The sequence below is a fragment of the Microbacterium sp. CCNWLW41 genome (genome assembly GCF_037083505.1).
This window is the reverse complement of the sequence record NZ_JBAOJP010000002.1, coordinates 383,993-399,872: the sequence shown is the minus strand read 5'-3', so window position 1 is coordinate 399,872 and position 15,880 is coordinate 383,993. Positions and strand designations below refer to the sequence as shown.

Here is a 15,880-nt window from a genome sequence, read left to right as displayed (position 1 = left end):
CGGTCGGCTCAGGGAGGGGAACGGAGCCGGCGCCGCGACGTCAGAGCTCGTCGATGACGATCCTCTTCATCGACATGAGGTGCGCGAACGCGTCCGGGCGCTGCAGGAGCTCCCCGATGTCGGACGGGACCACCTGCCAGCTCACCCCGAACCGGTCCGCGCACCAGCCGCACGCCTCGGCCTCGGGCACGGCCGACAGCGCACGCCACAGCCGGTCGATCTCCGCCTGCCCGTCGCAGCGGACCTCCAGGGAGACGCCGCCGTCGAACGGCACGGTCCGCGAGGTGCCGGAGTCCATCGCCGCGAACTCCTGCCCCGCCAGCCGGAACCGTGCGAAGAGGACGTCGCCGGGTCGGGCCGGGCCCCGCGGCTCGGTGTGGGGGAGGACGGAGAGGATCCCGGAGTCCGGGAGCAGGCCGGTGTAGAAGTCCATCGCCTCGCGGGCGCGGTTCTGCACGGCGCCGCCGAACGTCAGCTGCGGTGTGACGAACGGGCGCCGCTCGCCCTCCGGCGGGACGATCATCGGCTGCCAGCTCACCCCGTACCGGTCCTCGATCCAGCCGTACCAGGGGCTGAACGGATGCGCGCCGAGCGCGATCAGCTCGGTGCCGCCCTCGCTCAGCGCGTCCCACACCGCGGTGACCCGCCGCCTCGTCGCCGACGTGTCCCCGTCGTCGTCGCGCGGGTCGAAGGCGAGCAGGAAGGAGATCGACGGCTGCGGTCGGAACTGGTCGCCCGCGTTGATGAGCGTGATCCGGTACTCGCCGATCCGGACGTCGACCGTGACCGGCAGACCGGCGAAGCCCCGCTGCGGCTCGCGCAGCCCCTCGTCCGGGTACCGAGCCGTGACCTCCGCGGTCGTCCCGGGCAGCGCGGAGGCGTAGAACGCGCCCGCCTGCTCCGCCACGCGGTGGCACCAGATGTTCGGAATGATGCGCTGACCGGCCATGCCGCCTCCTCGATCACTCCCCCGGGTCCATGGTGATCCCGCCGGAGCGCCCCGCACAAGGCCGCGCGGGAAGGACGGCGCGCGGGGAGGAAGGCCCGCGCGGGGAGGACGGGTGAGGAGGGCGCCTACCCGAAGGCGCGCTCCTCACCCGAGGCGGCCCGGCGCGCGGCGATGCCGGCGCGGACGAGGCCGCCTACGGTCAGGGCTGCGGCGAGCGCGGCCAGCGACACGAGCAGGGGGGACCAATCACTCGTGAACGCCGACGCCACGCTCAACAGCGCCCCGACGATCCACAGACCCGCGGCCCCGCCGCAGAGGCCCGCCGATCCGCGGGCCAGGGCGAAGCCGGCCACCAGCGCGCAGATCACCGCCCACGTCGCCCCGGCGAAACCGATCGGGACGAAGATCGTGGACAACGCGCCCGCCACCGCCAGCGAGGTCATGGATCCTCCTTCGGCGCTCTTCCCGAAATGGCGCCGTGGTTCCACGCTACGAAGCGGCCCGCGCCCGGGCATCCGCCGCAGGTGCCATCCGGCATCCGCCGGAAGGATGATCCGCGCGGCCTCGCTCGGTCGAGCGGTCAGCGGCGCGCGCGGAAGAGCCGCCGACGCGCCGAGACGATCGGCACCGGCGCGGTGATGACCGCGTCGACGACCATGGACCCGTCGGTGGGCCCGACCACGGGGATCGCCGTCGTGGGGGTCACCTCCACGGGGTCGACCGGGAGCTTCGCCAGCTCGCGGTTCGCCTTCACGTAGGCCGGGATGAGCAGGGCGGCCGCCCCGATCCATGCCAGCGGGTTGCTCAGCGCGACGCCGACGAAGCCGATAAGCGCGCCGAGCACGACGGCCGCCGCGACGCGCATCACGAGCTCGATGACGCCGGTGACCGTCGGGATGAGGGTATGACCGAGGCCCTGCAGCGCTCCTCGGAGCACGAACAGGACGCCGAGGAACGAGTAGCTCAGGCCGTTGATGATGAGCATGAGGTTCGCGTCGTGCACGACCTCGTCCGAGCCCTCGCCGATGAACACGCGCACCATCGCCGTGCCGAACGCGACCAGCAGCGCGCCGAGCACGACGGCCGTGATGATCGCCATCCACGTCGCCTGGACGACGCCCTTGCGGATCCGGTCCGGGCGGCGCGCACCGAGGTTCTGAGCCGTGTACATGGAGGCGGCGAGCCCCAGCGAGGACAGGAACGCGACGGCGAGGCTGTCCACGCGGCTGGCGGTCGTGTAGGCGGCGACCGCCTCGGAGCCGAGAGTGTTCAGGGCGACCTGCACGGTGAGCGTGCCGATGGCGATGATCGAGGCCTGGAAGCCCATCGGAAGGCCCAGACGCAGGTGCTCGGCGAGGTCGGCGCGGCTCACCCGCCAGTCGGCGCGGCGCACGTGCAGGACCGGGAGCCGACGCCAGACGTAGACGAGGCAGAGGATCACCGAGACCGCCTGGGCGACGACCGTCGCCAGGGCCGCCCCCGCGACGCCCCATTCGAGCGTCCCGACCATGAGGATCACGAGCACGACGTTCAGCGCGCACGAGACGGTGAGGAACACCAGCGGCGTCCGGGAGTCGCCGATCGCGCGGATGATCGCGGACAGGTAGTTGAAGAACATGATGGTGCTGCCGCCGAGGAAGGTCACCTGGGTGAACACCGTCGCCTCGGCCATGAGCTCCGGCGGGGTCTGCAGGAGGGCGAGCGCCGGGCCGGAGATGAGCGGCGCCGCCACCGTGAGCAACAGGCTCGTCGCCCCGGTGAGGATCGTGCCCGTGGCGACCGAACGCCGCACCGCGGCGTTGTCCGACGCTCCGAACGCCTGCGCCGTGGGGATCGCGAACCCGCTCGACATGCCCCAGGCGAACCCGATCAGCAGGAAGATCAGGCTTCCCGTCGCGCCCACGGCCGCCAGTGAGTTCACGCCGAGGTGGCGGCCGACGACGATGGCGTCGACGAACTGGTACAGCTGCTGCACCACGTTGCCGATGAGCAGCGGGATGGAGAACGCGAGGATGACGCGCCACGGGCGGCCCGTGATGAGGGTGGTGGACATAGCGGTCCCAGGGCGGAAGGAGACGGATCGGGGGAAGGCTCGCGAGAAGCGATCCGATCAGTGTATCGAATCGATTCGAGAGCGCGCTACGTCCACCCGGGAACGCCGGCGGCCCCGCGTCCGCGGACACGGGGCCGCCGAGCGACGGTGCGGTGCTCAGCCGGCGTGCGCCGCCGGGTGCGCGTCGAGCACGAAGGATGCGGTGTGCACGACGCCCGCGACCTGGAAGTCCAGGTACAGCAGGTAGCGGCCCGCCGTGGGCGCCTGGGCCATGAAGGCGATCTCCGGGCCGGAGAGGGCCCCGTCCGACGGGGCCTGGCCCTCGGCGTGCACGTGGAGGTACGCGAGGTCCCCCTCCCGGAGGGCGACGAGGTGGCCGAAGGCCCCGAGGTAGGGCTCCAGCGTCGTCACCGGCTGCCCGTCACGGTGGATCCGCACCGTCAGCGCCGAGGCCTGACCCGCGACGAGCGCGCCCTCGACGGTCGCCTGGAACGCGGCCACGTCCGAGGCGGCGGCGGGCACGGCCGCCCGAGGGGTGAACTCCCCCGCGACGTCCACCGTGCGCGACAGTGTGACCTTGTCCGCGCCCGCGGGGGCGAAGTCTGCGTACACGCGGTACGTGCCCGCCGCGTCCCAGACCCACGGGGCGGTCCAGGTGCCGGTGCCGGCGTCGAGCGTCGGGTGCACGTGACGGAACCCCGTGCCATCGGTGCGCACCACGATCAGGTGCAGCTCCTTCTCGTGGGACCGCTCGAACGCCGTCAGCGCCTCGCCGTCCTCCCCGAGGATCCGGAAGACGAGCTCCCCCGGCTGCCCCACAGCGGCCGGCGCCCCCACCGGCCCGAGCACGAGCCCCTGCGCCGAGAGGGAGAGCCCCTCGGGCGCCGAACCGCCGTGCCCTTCCGCATGCGCACCCGTCGTCATCGTCCCGCTTCCCCCGTGCGCGCCGTGCGCCATCGCCTGCCCGTTCATCGTCTCCCGATCCTGTTCTCTCGTGTTCCGTCGCGGCTCAGACGCGCACCGCGGCGTATCCGGCCTCGCTGACCGCCTCGAGGACGGCCGCGTCATCGAGGGCGCCGGCGGAGGTGACGCGCAGCGAGCCGTCGGCCGCGCTGACCGCGATCTCCTCCACACCGTCGATCTGCTCGACCTCTTCGCGCACCGACAGCTCGCAGTGCCCGCAGGTCATGCCGGTGACCCGGTACTCGGTCGTGATCATGTCTCTCTCCTCCGTGGATTCGGGGCCGTGACAGGCCCGGCGCTCAGGACAACATAGTACCCCGAGGGGGTATTCCCCGATGTGCGTCCGCCCCTGTGCCGCTCCGCGTCAACCCCCTCCGGTGAAGATGCGGAGATGCCTAAGGTCGGCGGCATGACCGGCTCCCGTCGATACCGCGACCGCGCCGAGGCGGGGCGCGTGCTCGCCGCCGCGGTCCGCCGGCTCGGCCACGACGCACCGCTCGTGCTCGGGCTGCCGCGCGGCGGCGTCCCCGTCGCGGCGGAGATCGCGCAGGCCACCGGGGGCGATCTGGACGTCGTCGTCGTGCGGAAGCTGGGGTTCCCCGGAAACCCCGAGGTCGCGATGGGGGCGATCGCGTCCCTCGCCGGGCGGCTCGTGTCCGTCCGCAACCCGGAGGTCCTCGCGCACCTGGGCGCGGGGGCGGACGAGGCCTTCGAGCGCGCCGTCGCCCTCGAGGAGCCCGAGCTGCGTCGTCGGGAACGCGCCTACCGGGGCGACCGCGCCCCGCTGGACGTGCGCGGTCGCACGCTCGTCCTCGCCGACGACGGGATCGCCACGGGAGCGACCATGCGCGCGGCCGCCGCCGTGGTCCGGGACCGCGGGGCGGTGCGGACGCTCATCGCCGCCCCGATCGCGCTCGGAGACACGCCCCGGCTCCTGCACGACGCGGCCGACGACCTCGTCCTGCCCTGGACCTCGGATGAGCTGATGTCGGTGGGCCAGGCGTACGAGCTCTTCGACCAGACGCCGGACGAGCAGGTGCGCGCGCTGCTGGGCGCCGTCGCTCCCCGCGCGTGAGCGCTCCCCGTCACTCGCCCGGGCCGCGCCCGCGGTCGAACACCCGCGCGTACAGCCGCTCGGCCTCGTCCAGGGCGCTCTCGGCGATCACCGCCACGGGCACCACCTCGGACAGCAGCGGCTCACAGTCCGGCCCGCGCCCGACCTCCTCGCCGGTCAGCACCCAGGCGTAGCGCTCCGGCATCCTCTCCTGCAGGTGGCGGTACTGGCAGAGCTGACGCGACAACCAGTGCGTGAGAGGCCGCGTCCACCACGCCTCGGGACTGAGCGGATTGACGGAGAGCCCGGGGAGCTCGAGCCCGCTCTCCGTGTCGACGCTGCGCTCGCGCCGATCGTGCGCCGGGCCCTCGCTGTAGCGGACGTGCAGGGCGCCGTGCTCGGAGACCAGGCGCGCCAGTTCGTCGAGGCTGCCGCAGCGCGGCAGGTCGTCCTCGTCCTCCTGCGTCGGCTCCTCCTCGGACACGGGTCAGCCCCGGTCCTCGTCCTCGTCGTCCTCCGGGACGGCCGTCCGCTGCTCGAGGAGGTCCGCCTCGCTCGCGTCCGGCCGGGTCCTGGGCGGCTCCTCCTCGTGGGCGGGGGCCTCGGGATCGCCGGCGTCCTCGGTCGAGGGGCGCTCCTGCTCCAGCCGATCCGCCTCCGTCGCCCGGAGGTCCTGATCGTCGTCCTGGGGTGTGCGGGGGGACATGTCGCTCCCTTCTCGCGCGGCGTCGGCCGCGCCGCCCGTCGGATCCGGGCCGAACGGCCCGGGCGGTGATGGGCACGAAGGTAACCACACGGATCCACGGCGTCAACCCGGTCGACCCGCGGACGACGAGCGCCTAGCGTGGCTGGCCCTTGTCGACACGACACACGATGAGACGCCCGGACGGGCGCGCGAGGAGGACGCCATGGACGAATCGCAGCGAGGGAACACCACCCACGGTCCGCAGCTCGACGACCAGATGAAGCAGGAGACGCGCGGGATGGTGCAGGGGCACGGCGCCGCGCACGCCGAGCCGTTCCGGGAGAGCGAGCCGCTGCCCGATGACACCGACGCGGAGGAGACCCGGGAGGCCTTCCGCGGAGACGGCGCCCGGGCCGGGGACGCCCCGGCCTCCGCGGACCCGGCGACGGAGGACACGGACGCCGACGACACCGACGACGGGGAGGGACGATGACGGTATCGGATGCGGTGCGCGAGGCGCTGCGCCAGGAGGGGCCGTGGACCACGGCGTACGTCGACGGCCCGAGCGGTGAGCCGGAGGGGGCGGCCGAGAGCCGGTCGCGCTCGTTGAGGGAGCGGCTCCGCGCCGCCGGGGCTCCGGACCAGGACGCCGAGGCGATCGACCGTGCCCTCGCGCCGGGATCGGGGCCGCCCGCACCGTCGTCGCGCTGGATCCTGGTCCGGGGCGGTTCCCTCGTCGCGGACGAGGCGTTCCATGGCCCCCGGAAGGGTCCCGAGGTGATCGCGCACGGCGCGGTGCCGCAGCTCCTGCCGCTGCTGCGGCACCACCAGGACGACGCTCGCATCCTCGTGGTGGAGACCGAGCGCTCCGGAGCGAGGATCCGTCAGGAGCACGTCGGCCGCGGCGTCGGCGATGTGCGGGAGGTCGAGGGAGAGACCGAGGGCATGACCAAGGTCGGCGCGGGACGCCTGTCGCAACCGCGTCTGCACCGGCACGCGGAGGAGGTGTGGAAGCACAACCAGGCGGAGGTGGCGGGCGTCGTCGACGACCTCGTCCGCACGTTCGATCCCGTGCACGTCTTCGTCACCGGCGACGTCCGCGCCCGAGGGCTCCTGCTCGACAAGCTCGGCGGGGCGGCCGCGGCCCGCGTGGTAGTCGTGGACGCGGACACCCGTGCGGACGGCGCGGACGACACCGCACTGGACGCGTCGATCGCCGCCGCCCTCGACGCGCGCCGGCGCGCCCGGCTCGACGACGCGACGGGTGCCGCCGCGCAGAACGGCGCCGAGGGCATGGGTCCCGTCGTCGAGGCGCTGCAGCGGGCCCGCGCGGGAACGCTCGTCCTCGACGTCCGGATCGGGGACCTCGACGCGCGCCTGCGGGCCCTGCGCGACGAGCCGTGGGTCGCGCGCACCGAGCAGGACGCGTACGACGTGCCCGTGCTCGACGACGTGCCGGCCGGCGAAGCGCTCGCCCGCGCCGCCGTGCTGAGCGGTGCCGAGGTCCTGCTCGACGACCGGGACGAGCCCGCGGAGGACGAGGCGCGCCGCGACCGGGCGGTGCGCGAGCCGGTCGCGGCGCTCCGCTGATCGCCGGCGGGCGCCGCAGATCAGGGCGAGGGGTACGGCGACGCCGCCAGCAGACCCGCCAGGTGCACCGCGTTGGCCGCGGCGGTCCGGGTCGCCGCCGCCACGGCCTCCGGCACCTCGGTCAGATCCTTGTAGTCGACGCCGCTCATCGCCTCGCCGTTCCAGTACACCGCGGGCTGCGCGGCGAGGGTGCAGCCGACGTCGCCAAGGGCCTGGCCCAGGATCGCGGAGATGTGGTGGGCGCCGTCCTCGTTGCCGACGACCACGGGGATCGCCACGGTCCCGAAGAGCGTCGGGCGGCCCGCGTCGTCGGTCTCGCTCAGCTCGGCGTCCAGGCGTTCCAGGACCCGCTGCGCGACCGACGAGTGCTGGCCGAGCCAGGTGGGCGTGGCGAGCACCAGGATGTCGGCCGCCAGGACCGCGGCGCGGATCGTCGGCCATTCGTCGTCGTCGCCCATGTCGGTGAGGACCCCCGGGAGCACGCGGTGGTCGACGACGCGCAGGGCGTCCCCGCTCACCCCCTGCTCGGCGAGCGCCTCCATCACCTGCTGCCCGAGCACCTCCGTGCTGGAGGGCTCCGGCGAGGGCTTGAGCGTGCAGTTCAGCATCAGTGCGGTGAGAGCGGACATGCGGGCAGGGTAGGCCGCGGCGCCGCCGTACAGGGAAGGGGGTTCCGCACGGCCCGCCCACGCGCTAGGCGTCGTCCCGTCACGACAGGTCGAAGTCGGGACGCACCTCGGCGACCGTTCCGAGTTCCTTCTGAAGTCGTGCGTGCAGGTGTCGCCCGTGCTCGATCCAGCCGTCCGGCACAGGCGCGGTCTCATCTCGGGCTTGCCAGGCGGCGTTCCACTCCTTCAGCGCGGTGGCGAGCTCGCTGCTCAGCGGCAGGTCTTCGGCGTCGAGCGCGTACTGCTCGCTGAACGACTCCCAGAGCGGCCACTCTCGGCCCCAGTCCGGGAACAGACGGATCACCCGCCGTCCGTCCGGAAGGGTCAGCGGAAGATCTCTGCGTTTCCGGTGCGAGAGCAGCCGGTCCTGCATCTCCGCCCGCATCCGCCACTCGCGGGGCGACGCGGGTCGCGAGTAATAGTCGCCGCCCACCAACCAGATCAAGCCGCGACCGCGGGCGGAGTCATCGACCACCAGGGCGATCGACCACAGTGCGTCGTCACCGGCGAGGGTCATCGCAGACTGCTCGGCCTCCTGGAACGACGCGTCGACCACATCGACAGTGGCCACCGACGACTGAGGTCCGCCGAAGACGTAGATCCGATAGCGCGGCTCATCCGACTCCCATGATGAGTCCCGCTCGTCGACGGCGATCGCGCGCATCCGACAACGATATTCGAGAAGCCGCGCCCCGCCGAGAGACCTCGACGCCTAGAGGGACGACCCGCGGCTCTTGGTGAGATACTGAGCGAGCATGACGAGGATGCCGCTCGGGCCTCGCAGATACGTGAGGAGATACACGTCCTGGTAGTTCGCGACGCCGCGCAGTGGATGACACCCGTGGCGCGCGGCGATCGCCAGGGAGGCATCGAGGTCGTCGACGCGGAACGCCACCCGATGCATCCCGATCTCGTTCGGCAGGGTGGGCTCGGTCTCGATCGCCTCCGGATGGAGGTACTCGAAAAGCTCGAGCCGACCGTTCCCGTCGGGCGTCTGCAGCATGACGACCTTGGCGTGGTTGCCATCGAGCCCGACGGCCGTGGACGCCCATTCGCCGCTCACCTCGCTGCGGTCCAGAACGGTGAGCCCCAGATCGGTGAAGAAGGAGACGGCCTCGTCCACATCGCGCACCGCGATGCCGACGTTCTCGAAGATGATCGGCATGCGACGGAATGCTACTCCCGCTCGGATCCGTCCGATACGGCGTCCTGGCCACGTCGACTCCGACGCTCGGCCGCGGGCTACGGGTGCAGGGCGGCGTCGGGCGGCGTGCGGCGCCAGGCGTGGAGCGGCACGACGAGCCCGGACCGAGTGGGCGCGCACACGAAGGGGCCGGCCTCGGCCACGAGGCCCGCGGCGAAGGGCACGACCCGCACGAGCCGGGTGGGCTCGCCGACGACGCCCGCGCGCACCGTGATGGCGTCGCCGTCCCGGCTCACTCGGACGAGCACGCGCCGCCCCGTCCACTCCGGCACGGGCGCCAGCGACCAGTCCGATCGGCCGTCCGTGACGACGGCGCCGAGCTGGGCCGCGCCGTCGGCGAACTCCACGCCCGCCTTGATCCAGCGCTCCGCCGAGACCCGCAGGAAGATCCCGGCCTGGTCGAACTGCGCGGAGAACGCCGCCGTGAACTCGACCTCCATGGCCGAGCGGTCCGCGAACGGCGCGACGAGGGCGTGCTCGGAATCGTGCACGAAGCCGTACGAGGTCAGCCGCCAGGCGTCGCTGCCCTCCGCCGCCGTGACCTCGATCCCGGCCCCGTCGGAGCCGGCGCGAACGTGAACGGGCGGATGGGTCCAGCGGCCCTCGGACCAGACGACGTCGCTCATGCGACGACGCTATCGCGCCCCTTCGGCGAGCGGCGAGGGCGAAGGCGGCGGGCTCTACGGGATATCCCTGACCGGATGCCCCCTGTTCCTTCGCCCGTCGGTACCGTGACGGTGCCCGAGGCCGGCCGCGGCACTCGCCGCCGCGCCGCACATCTCGAAGGAGCCGTCGATGAGCATCCGGAAACGCCGTCCCTCCGCCCGCTGGGCGCTGCCCGCACTGGCGGCGACCGCTCTCCTCCTCGCCGGCTGCGGTGGCGGCGCGGCAGCCCACCCCAGCCCCCACGCTGCGTCCTCCACCCCGCACGCGAGCTCTTCCGCGAAGCCGTCCGCCACGAGCGCGGCAGACGACGTCGACGACGACTTCGACGACGACGTCGATGACGATGATGACCTCGATGACGATGGCGATGACGACTTCGATGACGATGACGACCTCAAGGACGACGACGATCCGGACTTCAAGGCCGACGACGACTTCAAGGACGACGATCCCGATCTGAAGGACGACGACCCCGATCTGAAGGACGACGACAGGGGTGACGCGCTGGCTCCCGGCTGCCTGGCACTGCCGGACGAGCTGGAGGACCTCCTCGACGACGGCTTCACCGTGCCGATCGATGACGTCGCCGGCATGGCCTCCGATGACGGCCTCGGGTACTACCTCGCCGTTCGCCTCGACGACGCGAGCATGGTCATTCTCTACACCGACGACGATCCGCGCCGCACCCCCTTCACCGCGGACGTCTACTCCGTCGACGAGCTCGCCCGCTCCCTCTCGACGTTCCCCGCGTCCGAGGACGACCTCCTGGACGATCCCGTGGCCACCCGGATCGTCGGCTGCCTCTGAGCCGTCGTCACCGCGGCCCCGGGGCGACGACGGGGCGGTAGCGTCGTGCCATGGCCCTCTCCGAGCTCACGCAGATGCCCGAGCCGCAGCAGGTGTACGCGCCGGACGGCGTGCGGCTGGCGACCTACACGTGGGGCGAGCCGGATGCGCCGGTCGTGGTCCTCGTGCACGGCTTCGCCTCGCACGCCCGGGACAACTGGGTGCTGACGGGGTGGGTCCGCGATCTGACCCACGCCGGCTACCGCGTCCTCGCCCTGGACCAGCGCGGGCACGGACGCAGCGAGAAGCCGCATGATCCGGCGGGGTATGCGGTCCGAGCGCTGGCGCAGGACGTCGAGGCCGTGATGGACACCTACCTCGTGGACGACGCCTTCTACGTGGGCTACTCGCTCGGCGCGCGCGTGGGGTGGGAGGTCGTCCGCGACCTTCCGCAGCGGATCGGGCGGGCGGTGCTCGGCGGTGTGCCGGACGGGATCCCCCTCGCGCGCCTCGACCTCGGCCAGATCCAGGACTACGCGGAGCACGGCACCCCCGTCCAGGACCGCACGACGCAGAACTACGTGACGCTCGCGGAACGGGTGAAGGGCAACGACCTGCGGGCGCTCCTCGCCCTCGCCGAGGGCATGCGCCGGTCCGGCACGATCGATCCGGATCCCGCCGACGCCCCGGCGAACCCGATCCTGTTCGCCACCGGCTCCCAGGACGCCATCATCGAGGGGTCCCGCAGCCTCGCCGCGGCCGCGCCGCAGGGCCGGTTCGTGGAGATCCCCGGCCGCAACCACTTCAACGCCCCCGGATCCCGGGACTTCCGCCGGTCCGCCCTGGAGTTCCTCGCGGGCCCGTGACCGCCCCCGTCGCCGCGGATCCGCGCCGCGGCGGATAAAGTTGCTCTCCGACACGCACCTACATCGGGGGGACGACACACATGTCGGTTGGACTGCTCGCCGTCGTCGACGACATCCTGAGCGCCGCGATGAAGGCCTCCGCGAAGGCCGCGGGCGTCGTGATCGACGACGCCGCCGTGACACCCCAGTACGTGCAGGGGATCACTCCGGCCCGCGAGCTGCCGGTCGTCGCGAAGATCGCGCTGGGATCGCTGGCGAACAAGTTCCTCATCATCATCCCCCTGGCGCTGCTGCTGACCGCCTTCGCCCCGTGGGTGCTGCCGTATCTGCTGATCCTCGGCGGCACCTATCTCTGCTTCGAGGGCGCCGAGAAGGTCCTCGAGTGGTTCGGCGTCACGCACGGCCACGGTGAGGAGGGGGCGCGGGACGAGAAGCGGCTCGTGCTCGGCGCCGTGCGGACCGATCTCATCCTCTCGACCGAGATCATGCTCATCTCCCTCGCCGGCCTCGACCCCGACATGGGGATCTGGATGACCCTCGCGGTGCTCGCGGTGATCGCCGTCGTGATGACCGGCGTCGTCTACGGAGCGGTCGCGCTGCTCGTCAAGATCGACGACGTCGGGCTGAAGATGGCGAAGAACCCGGACCGCCGCGTGCGGCACACCGGCACCCGGATCGTCCGTTCGATGCCCGCGGTCTTCCGCGTCATCAGCGTCGTCGGCACCGTCGCGATGCTGTGGGTCGGCGGGCACCTCGTCCTCGCGAACCTCGGCGAGGTCGGGGTCGCGTTCACCGCCGACCTGCTGCACGGGGTGGAGCACGCCCTGGAGCCCCTCGGCGGTTTCGTCGTCTGGCTCGGCGACACCGTCGTCTCCGCGATCGGCGGCATCATCGTCGGCCTCGTCATCGTGGGTGTCGTGCTGCTCATCGGACGCCTGCGCGGCAGGACGCCGACGTTCAGCGAGGGCGGCGAGTCGCCGACCGCCGCACGGCACTGAGGCCGTGTTCGACAGCCCCCTGTCCGCGTCGGCGTACGAGATCCTCGACGTCGCGCCGACGATCGACGACGAGGGACTCCGTCGCGCCTACCGTCTGCAGCTGCGCCGGACCCACCCGGACGCGGGCGGAGATGCGGCCGTCTTCATCCTCGTGCAGCGCGCATGGGAGCTCGTTGGGACGCCGGAGGGCCGCGCCGCCTACGACCGCGGACACGGCTTCGCCGACGACGCGCCGTGGGGCGGATGGCACGAGCCCGACGCGCCCGCCGACACCCGGCCGCGGGCGAAGAGCCATGGAACGGCCGGGGGATGGCATCGCCGAGAGTACCTCGCCCGGGTGGCGGTGTGGGCCGGGGATCCGGCGCCGGCCGATCCGTACGACCCCGCCTTCGTCCGCACGGTCCCGCGGGAGCTACGACGCCTCCTCGCCGACGCCCTGGCCGAGGAGGACACCGCCCGGACCGTCCGCGATCTCGGCATGGGCTTCACGGCCTGGCACGACGTGGATGCGAGGAGCGAGCGGGATCCGTCCGGGAAGCTCGACCACGTGGTGCTCAGCCCGTCGGGACTCTACGCCGTGTCGTCCGAGGACTTCGGCGGCGTGGTCCGGCTCCGCGGCGGGGAGATCATCGGCCCGGACGCCGGTGACCGCGCCCCCGTGACGGCGATGCTCGGCCGCATGCGGATCCTCGCCCGCACCGCGCGGGTGAGGTTCGGCGGGGGCGTCGTGGTGGTCCCGGACGACGACCTCGCCCAGGCGGCGGTGCCGCTCGGATCCCTCCGCGGGGTGCCGGTCGTGATCGTGCGCCGCAGCGCCCTGCGCACCGTGCTGCGCTCCGGGGTTCCCGGCGCGCGCGTGATCGGCGGCAATGAGCTGTTCGACATCCGCTCGCGCCTGCACCAGTCCGTCCGCTTCGTCTGACCCCCTCCCTCCCCGGGCCCCTCCCCCTCCCCTCCCCGGTTTGGGGTCCTCCTCGGGGTTTCGGGGCGCGCCCTGGGGCACGTTTCCCCCATACGGCGCCCCAAACCGGCGAGGAGGAGTCAGCCGGCGAGGACCGTCGGGACGTACTCGAGGAGCTGGCTGCGCCCGTCGAAGGTCCGGGACTCCACGAGGTCCAGGCGGACGTCGGGATAGCCGTCGAAGATCCGTTCCTGCCCCGTCGCGCCCGTGATGACGGGGAAGATGACGACGCGGTAGCGGTCGGCGAGCCCGGCACGGAGGAGGGATCGGCACAGCGACACGCTGCCGAGCGTGCGCAGCGGCCGGTCCGACTCCTCCTTCAGCCTGCGCACGAACGCCACGGCGTCCTCCCGCACGAGCGTCGAGTTCGCCCAGGTCAGCGGCTCGTCCAGGGTCGAGGAGAACACGTACTTCGGCACGGCGTCGAGGCTGTCCACACCCTCCTCCCCGGAGGCGGCGAACCCCGACATGACCCGATAGGTGTTGGCTCCCATGAGGATCGGATGGTCCTTGTCCGGGAGCCCGTCGAGCCAGCCGAGGTACTCGGGGCCCTCCAGGCCCCACCATCCCGGCCATCCCTCGGCGGCGCCGTATCCGTCGAGGGAGATGATGAAGTCGATCGTGAGGGGCTGCATGCCGTTCTCCTTCGCGCCCGGCGCGCGTCGTCGCCCGCCGTCTCGGGTCCTCCCCTGCGCCGGAGCCTACGCATCGCCGCCGGCCGACGGAACCCCTCCCGCCCCTCCCCCGCGCTTCCCCGGTTTGGGGCCCTCCTCGGGGGCTCGGGGCCCGCCCGGGGCACATTTTCCCCATACGGCGCCCCAACCCGCGAGAAGGTCCGGAGACGACGACGCCCCGCCACCGGGGATCGGTGACGGGGCGGCGTCCGGGCCTGCGGACTCAGTCGCGCAGGTCCTCCTTGGCCTCGTTGCGCGCCTTGACGGCGTCGCGCTCTGCCTCCGCCTTCTTCACCTCGGCGTCGGCCTTGACCTCATCGGCCTTGTCCTTGACGCGGTCGACCGCGTCCTCCACCGCGCGTCCGGCCTGCTTCGCGGCCTCGCCGATGGTTTCCTTGGCATTCTCGAAGATTCCCATTTCTGGCTCCTTTCCTCGACTGCTTCCGCCACGCTACCGAGCGCACCTGACAGCGAGCCGTCCGTTCCCTCTCCGCGGCCTCCGTCGGCTCGGAGCACGCCGCCGGTTTGGAGCTCCCGTCAGAGGTTGGGGGCTGCCCGCGAGGCACCCCGCCCCCATACCGCGCCCCGAACCGGCGCGCGCGTCAGGCGAGGGGCGCCGCGGCCGCGCGATCCGCCGGGGGCGTCTTCTTCGCGTCCTGCGCGGGGAAGAGGACCTTCTGCACGATGATGATGATGCTCGCGGCGACGGGGATCGCGACCAGTGCTCCGAGGATCCCGCCCAGCGCGCCGCCGCCGACGGCGGCGATCACCACGATCGCCCCGGGGACCGCGACGGCCCGGCTCATGATCCGCGGGCTGATCACGTACGCCTCGATCTGCATGTAGATCAGGTAGTAGATGGCCGCGATGAGCGCCGTCGTCGGCGAGGTGAACAGGCAGATCAGCGAGATGATGATCGACCCGGACAGCGTTCCGACGAGCGGGATCAGCGAGCCGATGAACGCGATGAGGGCGAGCAGGGCCGGAAGCGGCGCCTGGATGATGGTGAGGAAGATCAGGCTCAGCACGCCGTTGATGAGCGCGAGGCTCGCCTGCCCGATGACGTACCGCCCGACGGCTCCCGACACGTCCTCGAGGATCTCCCGGAACCGGTCCCGGCGGTACGCGGGGACGAAACGCGCCGCGACCCGCTTCATGCTGCGCAGCGATGCCATGAAGTACAGGGTCAGGATGAGGACGATCGTGACGCCCGTGATCCCTCCGGCGATCCCGGCCCCGACGGCGAGCAGCCCGCCGCCGATCTGGCCGAGGTTGCCCGGATCCTGGAGGAACGTGACGATGCCCTGCACGGCGTCGTTGAAGGAGTCGCCGTACTGCGCCGCGAGGTGCTCGTACCACTCCGTGTGCGTGACGTTGTCGATGATCTCGGGAGCGTCGGTGATGAGGTTGGAGATCTGCTGCACGAGGATCGGCACGATGGCCAGCACGATGCCGGCGAAGGCGAGGATGACCACCACGACGACGATCGCCACGGCGGCCCCGCGCGGGAGCTTCTTCTCGATCCACGCGACGATCGGATCCAGCCCGAGCGCGAGGAACAGCGCCAGCCCGATGTAGACCAGGACGGTGGAGAGCTGCCCCACGATCGTCCCGATCAGCAGCGCCACGAGGACGCCCAGGGCGCCGACCAGCCCGAAGGTGAACGGCTCGATGCGGCGCGCCGTCGCCTCTCCTCCTGTTCCCTGCGTCAGGATCACGACCTTGCGTGTGCGCATCTCAGTCCCCCCATACGATCGTCGAGG

Annotated in this window: 21 protein-coding genes; 7 read left to right on the top strand and 14 right to left on the bottom strand. The window is 72.3% G+C overall.

Annotation, left to right across the window (positions count from 1 at the left end; genetic code table 11):
• Positions 1-40 precede the first annotated feature (40 nt).
• From V6R91_RS09680 to V6R91_RS09660, 5 genes are all read right to left on the bottom strand, one after another.
• On the bottom strand, positions 41-949 hold the full coding sequence (locus V6R91_RS09680) for a VOC family protein (RefSeq protein ID WP_336395288.1): 909 nt from the start codon (positions 947-949) through the stop codon (positions 41-43).
• 125 nt (positions 950-1,074) lie between these two features.
• A complete protein-coding gene (locus V6R91_RS09675; RefSeq protein WP_219086959.1) occupies positions 1,075-1,392 on the bottom strand; it encodes a hypothetical protein in 318 nt (105 codons plus the stop codon).
• Positions 1,393-1,529: 137 nt separating this feature from the next.
• Positions 1,530-3,002 carry an MATE family efflux transporter gene (locus tag V6R91_RS09670; RefSeq protein ID WP_067249628.1) on the bottom strand — a complete coding sequence of 491 codons (1,473 nt, stop codon included), beginning with the start codon at positions 3,000-3,002 and terminating at the stop codon, positions 1,530-1,532.
• Between the two features lie 156 nt (positions 3,003-3,158).
• Positions 3,159-3,974 carry a hypothetical protein gene (locus V6R91_RS09665; RefSeq protein WP_336395287.1) on the bottom strand — a complete coding sequence of 272 codons (816 nt, stop codon included), beginning with the start codon at positions 3,972-3,974 and terminating at the stop codon, positions 3,159-3,161.
• A gap of 37 nt (positions 3,975-4,011) precedes the next feature.
• Positions 4,012-4,221: a heavy-metal-associated domain-containing protein gene (locus V6R91_RS09660; protein WP_067249631.1), complete on the bottom strand. Its 210-nt coding sequence runs from the start codon at positions 4,219-4,221 to the stop codon at positions 4,012-4,014.
• A gap of 135 nt (positions 4,222-4,356) precedes the next feature.
• Between V6R91_RS09660 and V6R91_RS09655 the strand changes: the two genes are divergently transcribed.
• Positions 4,357-5,040 carry a phosphoribosyltransferase gene (locus V6R91_RS09655; RefSeq protein WP_231819547.1) on the top strand — a complete coding sequence of 228 codons (684 nt, stop codon included), beginning with the start codon at positions 4,357-4,359 and terminating at the stop codon, positions 5,038-5,040.
• Positions 5,041-5,050: 10 nt separating this feature from the next.
• Here the strand turns inward: V6R91_RS09655 and V6R91_RS09650 are convergent, their stop codons facing one another.
• A complete protein-coding gene (locus V6R91_RS09650; protein ID WP_067249637.1) occupies positions 5,051-5,503 on the bottom strand; it encodes a DUF6098 family protein in 453 nt (150 codons plus the stop codon).
• A gap of 3 nt (positions 5,504-5,506) precedes the next feature.
• Positions 5,507-5,725, bottom strand: a complete 219-nt coding sequence (locus V6R91_RS09645) for a hypothetical protein (protein WP_231819546.1) — start codon at positions 5,723-5,725, stop codon at positions 5,507-5,509.
• Between the two features lie 202 nt (positions 5,726-5,927).
• Between V6R91_RS09645 and V6R91_RS09640 the strand changes: the two genes are divergently transcribed.
• The gene (locus V6R91_RS09640; RefSeq protein WP_067249642.1) at positions 5,928-6,197 is read left to right on the top strand and encodes a hypothetical protein; all 270 of its coding nucleotides are present in this window, start codon (positions 5,928-5,930) and stop codon (positions 6,195-6,197) included.
• Positions 6,194-7,294, top strand: a complete 1,101-nt coding sequence (locus tag V6R91_RS09635; protein ID WP_336395286.1) for a baeRF2 domain-containing protein — start codon at positions 6,194-6,196, stop codon at positions 7,292-7,294. The genes V6R91_RS09640 and V6R91_RS09635 overlap by 4 nt, the downstream gene beginning before the upstream one ends.
• A gap of 20 nt (positions 7,295-7,314) precedes the next feature.
• Here the strand turns inward: V6R91_RS09635 and V6R91_RS09630 are convergent, their stop codons facing one another.
• The 4 genes from V6R91_RS09630 to V6R91_RS09615 all read right to left on the bottom strand — a co-directional run bounded on the left by V6R91_RS09630 (position 7,315) and on the right by V6R91_RS09615 (position 9,792).
• The gene (locus V6R91_RS09630) at positions 7,315-7,923 is read right to left on the bottom strand and encodes a flavodoxin family protein (RefSeq protein ID WP_336395285.1); all 609 of its coding nucleotides are present in this window, start codon (positions 7,921-7,923) and stop codon (positions 7,315-7,317) included.
• A gap of 79 nt (positions 7,924-8,002) precedes the next feature.
• Positions 8,003-8,626, bottom strand: a complete 624-nt coding sequence (locus V6R91_RS09625) for a hypothetical protein (RefSeq protein WP_336395284.1) — start codon at positions 8,624-8,626, stop codon at positions 8,003-8,005.
• A 48-nt stretch (positions 8,627-8,674) separates the two neighbouring features.
• Positions 8,675-9,127: a VOC family protein gene (locus V6R91_RS09620; RefSeq protein ID WP_336395283.1), complete on the bottom strand. Its 453-nt coding sequence runs from the start codon at positions 9,125-9,127 to the stop codon at positions 8,675-8,677.
• A 77-nt stretch (positions 9,128-9,204) separates the two neighbouring features.
• Entirely contained in the window at positions 9,205-9,792 is a 588-nt protein-coding gene (locus V6R91_RS09615) for a DUF1349 domain-containing protein (protein WP_336395282.1), read from the bottom strand.
• 169 nt (positions 9,793-9,961) lie between these two features.
• Here V6R91_RS09615 and V6R91_RS09610 point away from each other — a divergent pair, with 169 nt between their 5' ends.
• From V6R91_RS09610 to V6R91_RS09595, 4 genes are all read left to right on the top strand, one after another.
• Positions 9,962-10,639 (top strand): hypothetical protein, encoded by a 678-nt coding sequence (locus V6R91_RS09610; protein WP_336395281.1) that lies wholly within the window; start codon positions 9,962-9,964, stop codon positions 10,637-10,639.
• 50 nt (positions 10,640-10,689) lie between these two features.
• Positions 10,690-11,484, top strand: coding sequence for an alpha/beta fold hydrolase (locus V6R91_RS09605; protein WP_219086967.1), 795 nt, complete (start codon positions 10,690-10,692; stop codon positions 11,482-11,484).
• A gap of 80 nt (positions 11,485-11,564) precedes the next feature.
• A complete protein-coding gene (locus tag V6R91_RS09600) occupies positions 11,565-12,482 on the top strand; it encodes a DUF808 family protein (RefSeq protein WP_231819540.1) in 918 nt (305 codons plus the stop codon).
• 4 nt (positions 12,483-12,486) lie between these two features.
• Positions 12,487-13,404, top strand: a complete 918-nt coding sequence (locus tag V6R91_RS09595) for a J domain-containing protein (protein ID WP_336395280.1) — start codon at positions 12,487-12,489, stop codon at positions 13,402-13,404.
• A gap of 119 nt (positions 13,405-13,523) precedes the next feature.
• On the opposite strand, the gene V6R91_RS09590 is transcribed toward V6R91_RS09595, so the two are convergent.
• The 3 genes from V6R91_RS09590 to V6R91_RS09580 all read right to left on the bottom strand — a co-directional run bounded on the left by V6R91_RS09590 (position 13,524) and on the right by V6R91_RS09580 (position 15,853).
• Positions 13,524-14,078, bottom strand: coding sequence for a dihydrofolate reductase family protein (locus V6R91_RS09590; RefSeq protein WP_336395279.1), 555 nt, complete (start codon positions 14,076-14,078; stop codon positions 13,524-13,526).
• A gap of 262 nt (positions 14,079-14,340) precedes the next feature.
• Positions 14,341-14,535 (bottom strand): hypothetical protein, encoded by a 195-nt coding sequence (locus V6R91_RS09585; RefSeq protein ID WP_067245651.1) that lies wholly within the window; start codon positions 14,533-14,535, stop codon positions 14,341-14,343.
• 184 nt (positions 14,536-14,719) lie between these two features.
• Positions 14,720-15,853 (bottom strand): AI-2E family transporter, encoded by a 1,134-nt coding sequence (locus V6R91_RS09580; RefSeq protein WP_219085922.1) that lies wholly within the window; start codon positions 15,851-15,853, stop codon positions 14,720-14,722.
• Between the last annotated feature and the right edge of the window lie 27 nt (positions 15,854-15,880).

Bases quoted from the DNA above. Each gene is read 5' to 3' on its own strand.
- V6R91_RS09680 (WP_336395288.1), bottom strand. From the start codon at position 949: ATGGCCGGTCAGCGCATCATTCCGAACATCTGGTGCCACCGCGTGGCG.
- V6R91_RS09675 (WP_219086959.1), bottom strand. From the start codon at position 1,392: ATGACCTCGCTGGCGGTGGCGGGCGCGTTGTCCACGATCTTCGTCCCG.
- V6R91_RS09670 (WP_067249628.1), bottom strand. From the start codon at position 3,002: ATGTCCACCACCCTCATCACGGGCCGCCCGTGGCGCGTCATCCTCGCG.
- V6R91_RS09665 (WP_336395287.1), bottom strand. From the start codon at position 3,974: ATGAACGGGCAGGCGATGGCGCACGGCGCGCACGGGGGAAGCGGGACG.
- V6R91_RS09660 (WP_067249631.1), bottom strand. From the start codon at position 4,221: ATGATCACGACCGAGTACCGGGTCACCGGCATGACCTGCGGGCACTGC.
- V6R91_RS09655 (WP_231819547.1), top strand. From the start codon at position 4,357: ATGCCTAAGGTCGGCGGCATGACCGGCTCCCGTCGATACCGCGACCGC.
- V6R91_RS09645 (WP_231819546.1), bottom strand. From the start codon at position 5,725: ATGTCCCCCCGCACACCCCAGGACGACGATCAGGACCTCCGGGCGACG.
- V6R91_RS09640 (WP_067249642.1), top strand. From the start codon at position 5,928: ATGGACGAATCGCAGCGAGGGAACACCACCCACGGTCCGCAGCTCGAC.
- V6R91_RS09635 (WP_336395286.1), top strand. From the start codon at position 6,194: ATGACGGTATCGGATGCGGTGCGCGAGGCGCTGCGCCAGGAGGGGCCG.
- V6R91_RS09630 (WP_336395285.1), bottom strand. From the start codon at position 7,923: ATGTCCGCTCTCACCGCACTGATGCTGAACTGCACGCTCAAGCCCTCG.
- V6R91_RS09625 (WP_336395284.1), bottom strand. From the start codon at position 8,626: ATGCGCGCGATCGCCGTCGACGAGCGGGACTCATCATGGGAGTCGGAT.
- V6R91_RS09620 (WP_336395283.1), bottom strand. From the start codon at position 9,127: ATGCCGATCATCTTCGAGAACGTCGGCATCGCGGTGCGCGATGTGGAC.
- V6R91_RS09615 (WP_336395282.1), bottom strand. From the start codon at position 9,792: ATGAGCGACGTCGTCTGGTCCGAGGGCCGCTGGACCCATCCGCCCGTT.
- V6R91_RS09610 (WP_336395281.1), top strand. From the start codon at position 9,962: ATGAGCATCCGGAAACGCCGTCCCTCCGCCCGCTGGGCGCTGCCCGCA.
- V6R91_RS09605 (WP_219086967.1), top strand. From the start codon at position 10,690: ATGGCCCTCTCCGAGCTCACGCAGATGCCCGAGCCGCAGCAGGTGTAC.
- V6R91_RS09600 (WP_231819540.1), top strand. From the start codon at position 11,565: ATGTCGGTTGGACTGCTCGCCGTCGTCGACGACATCCTGAGCGCCGCG.
- V6R91_RS09590 (WP_336395279.1), bottom strand. From the start codon at position 14,078: ATGCAGCCCCTCACGATCGACTTCATCATCTCCCTCGACGGATACGGC.
- V6R91_RS09585 (WP_067245651.1), bottom strand. From the start codon at position 14,535: ATGGGAATCTTCGAGAATGCCAAGGAAACCATCGGCGAGGCCGCGAAG.
- V6R91_RS09580 (WP_219085922.1), bottom strand. From the start codon at position 15,853: ATGCGCACACGCAAGGTCGTGATCCTGACGCAGGGAACAGGAGGAGAG.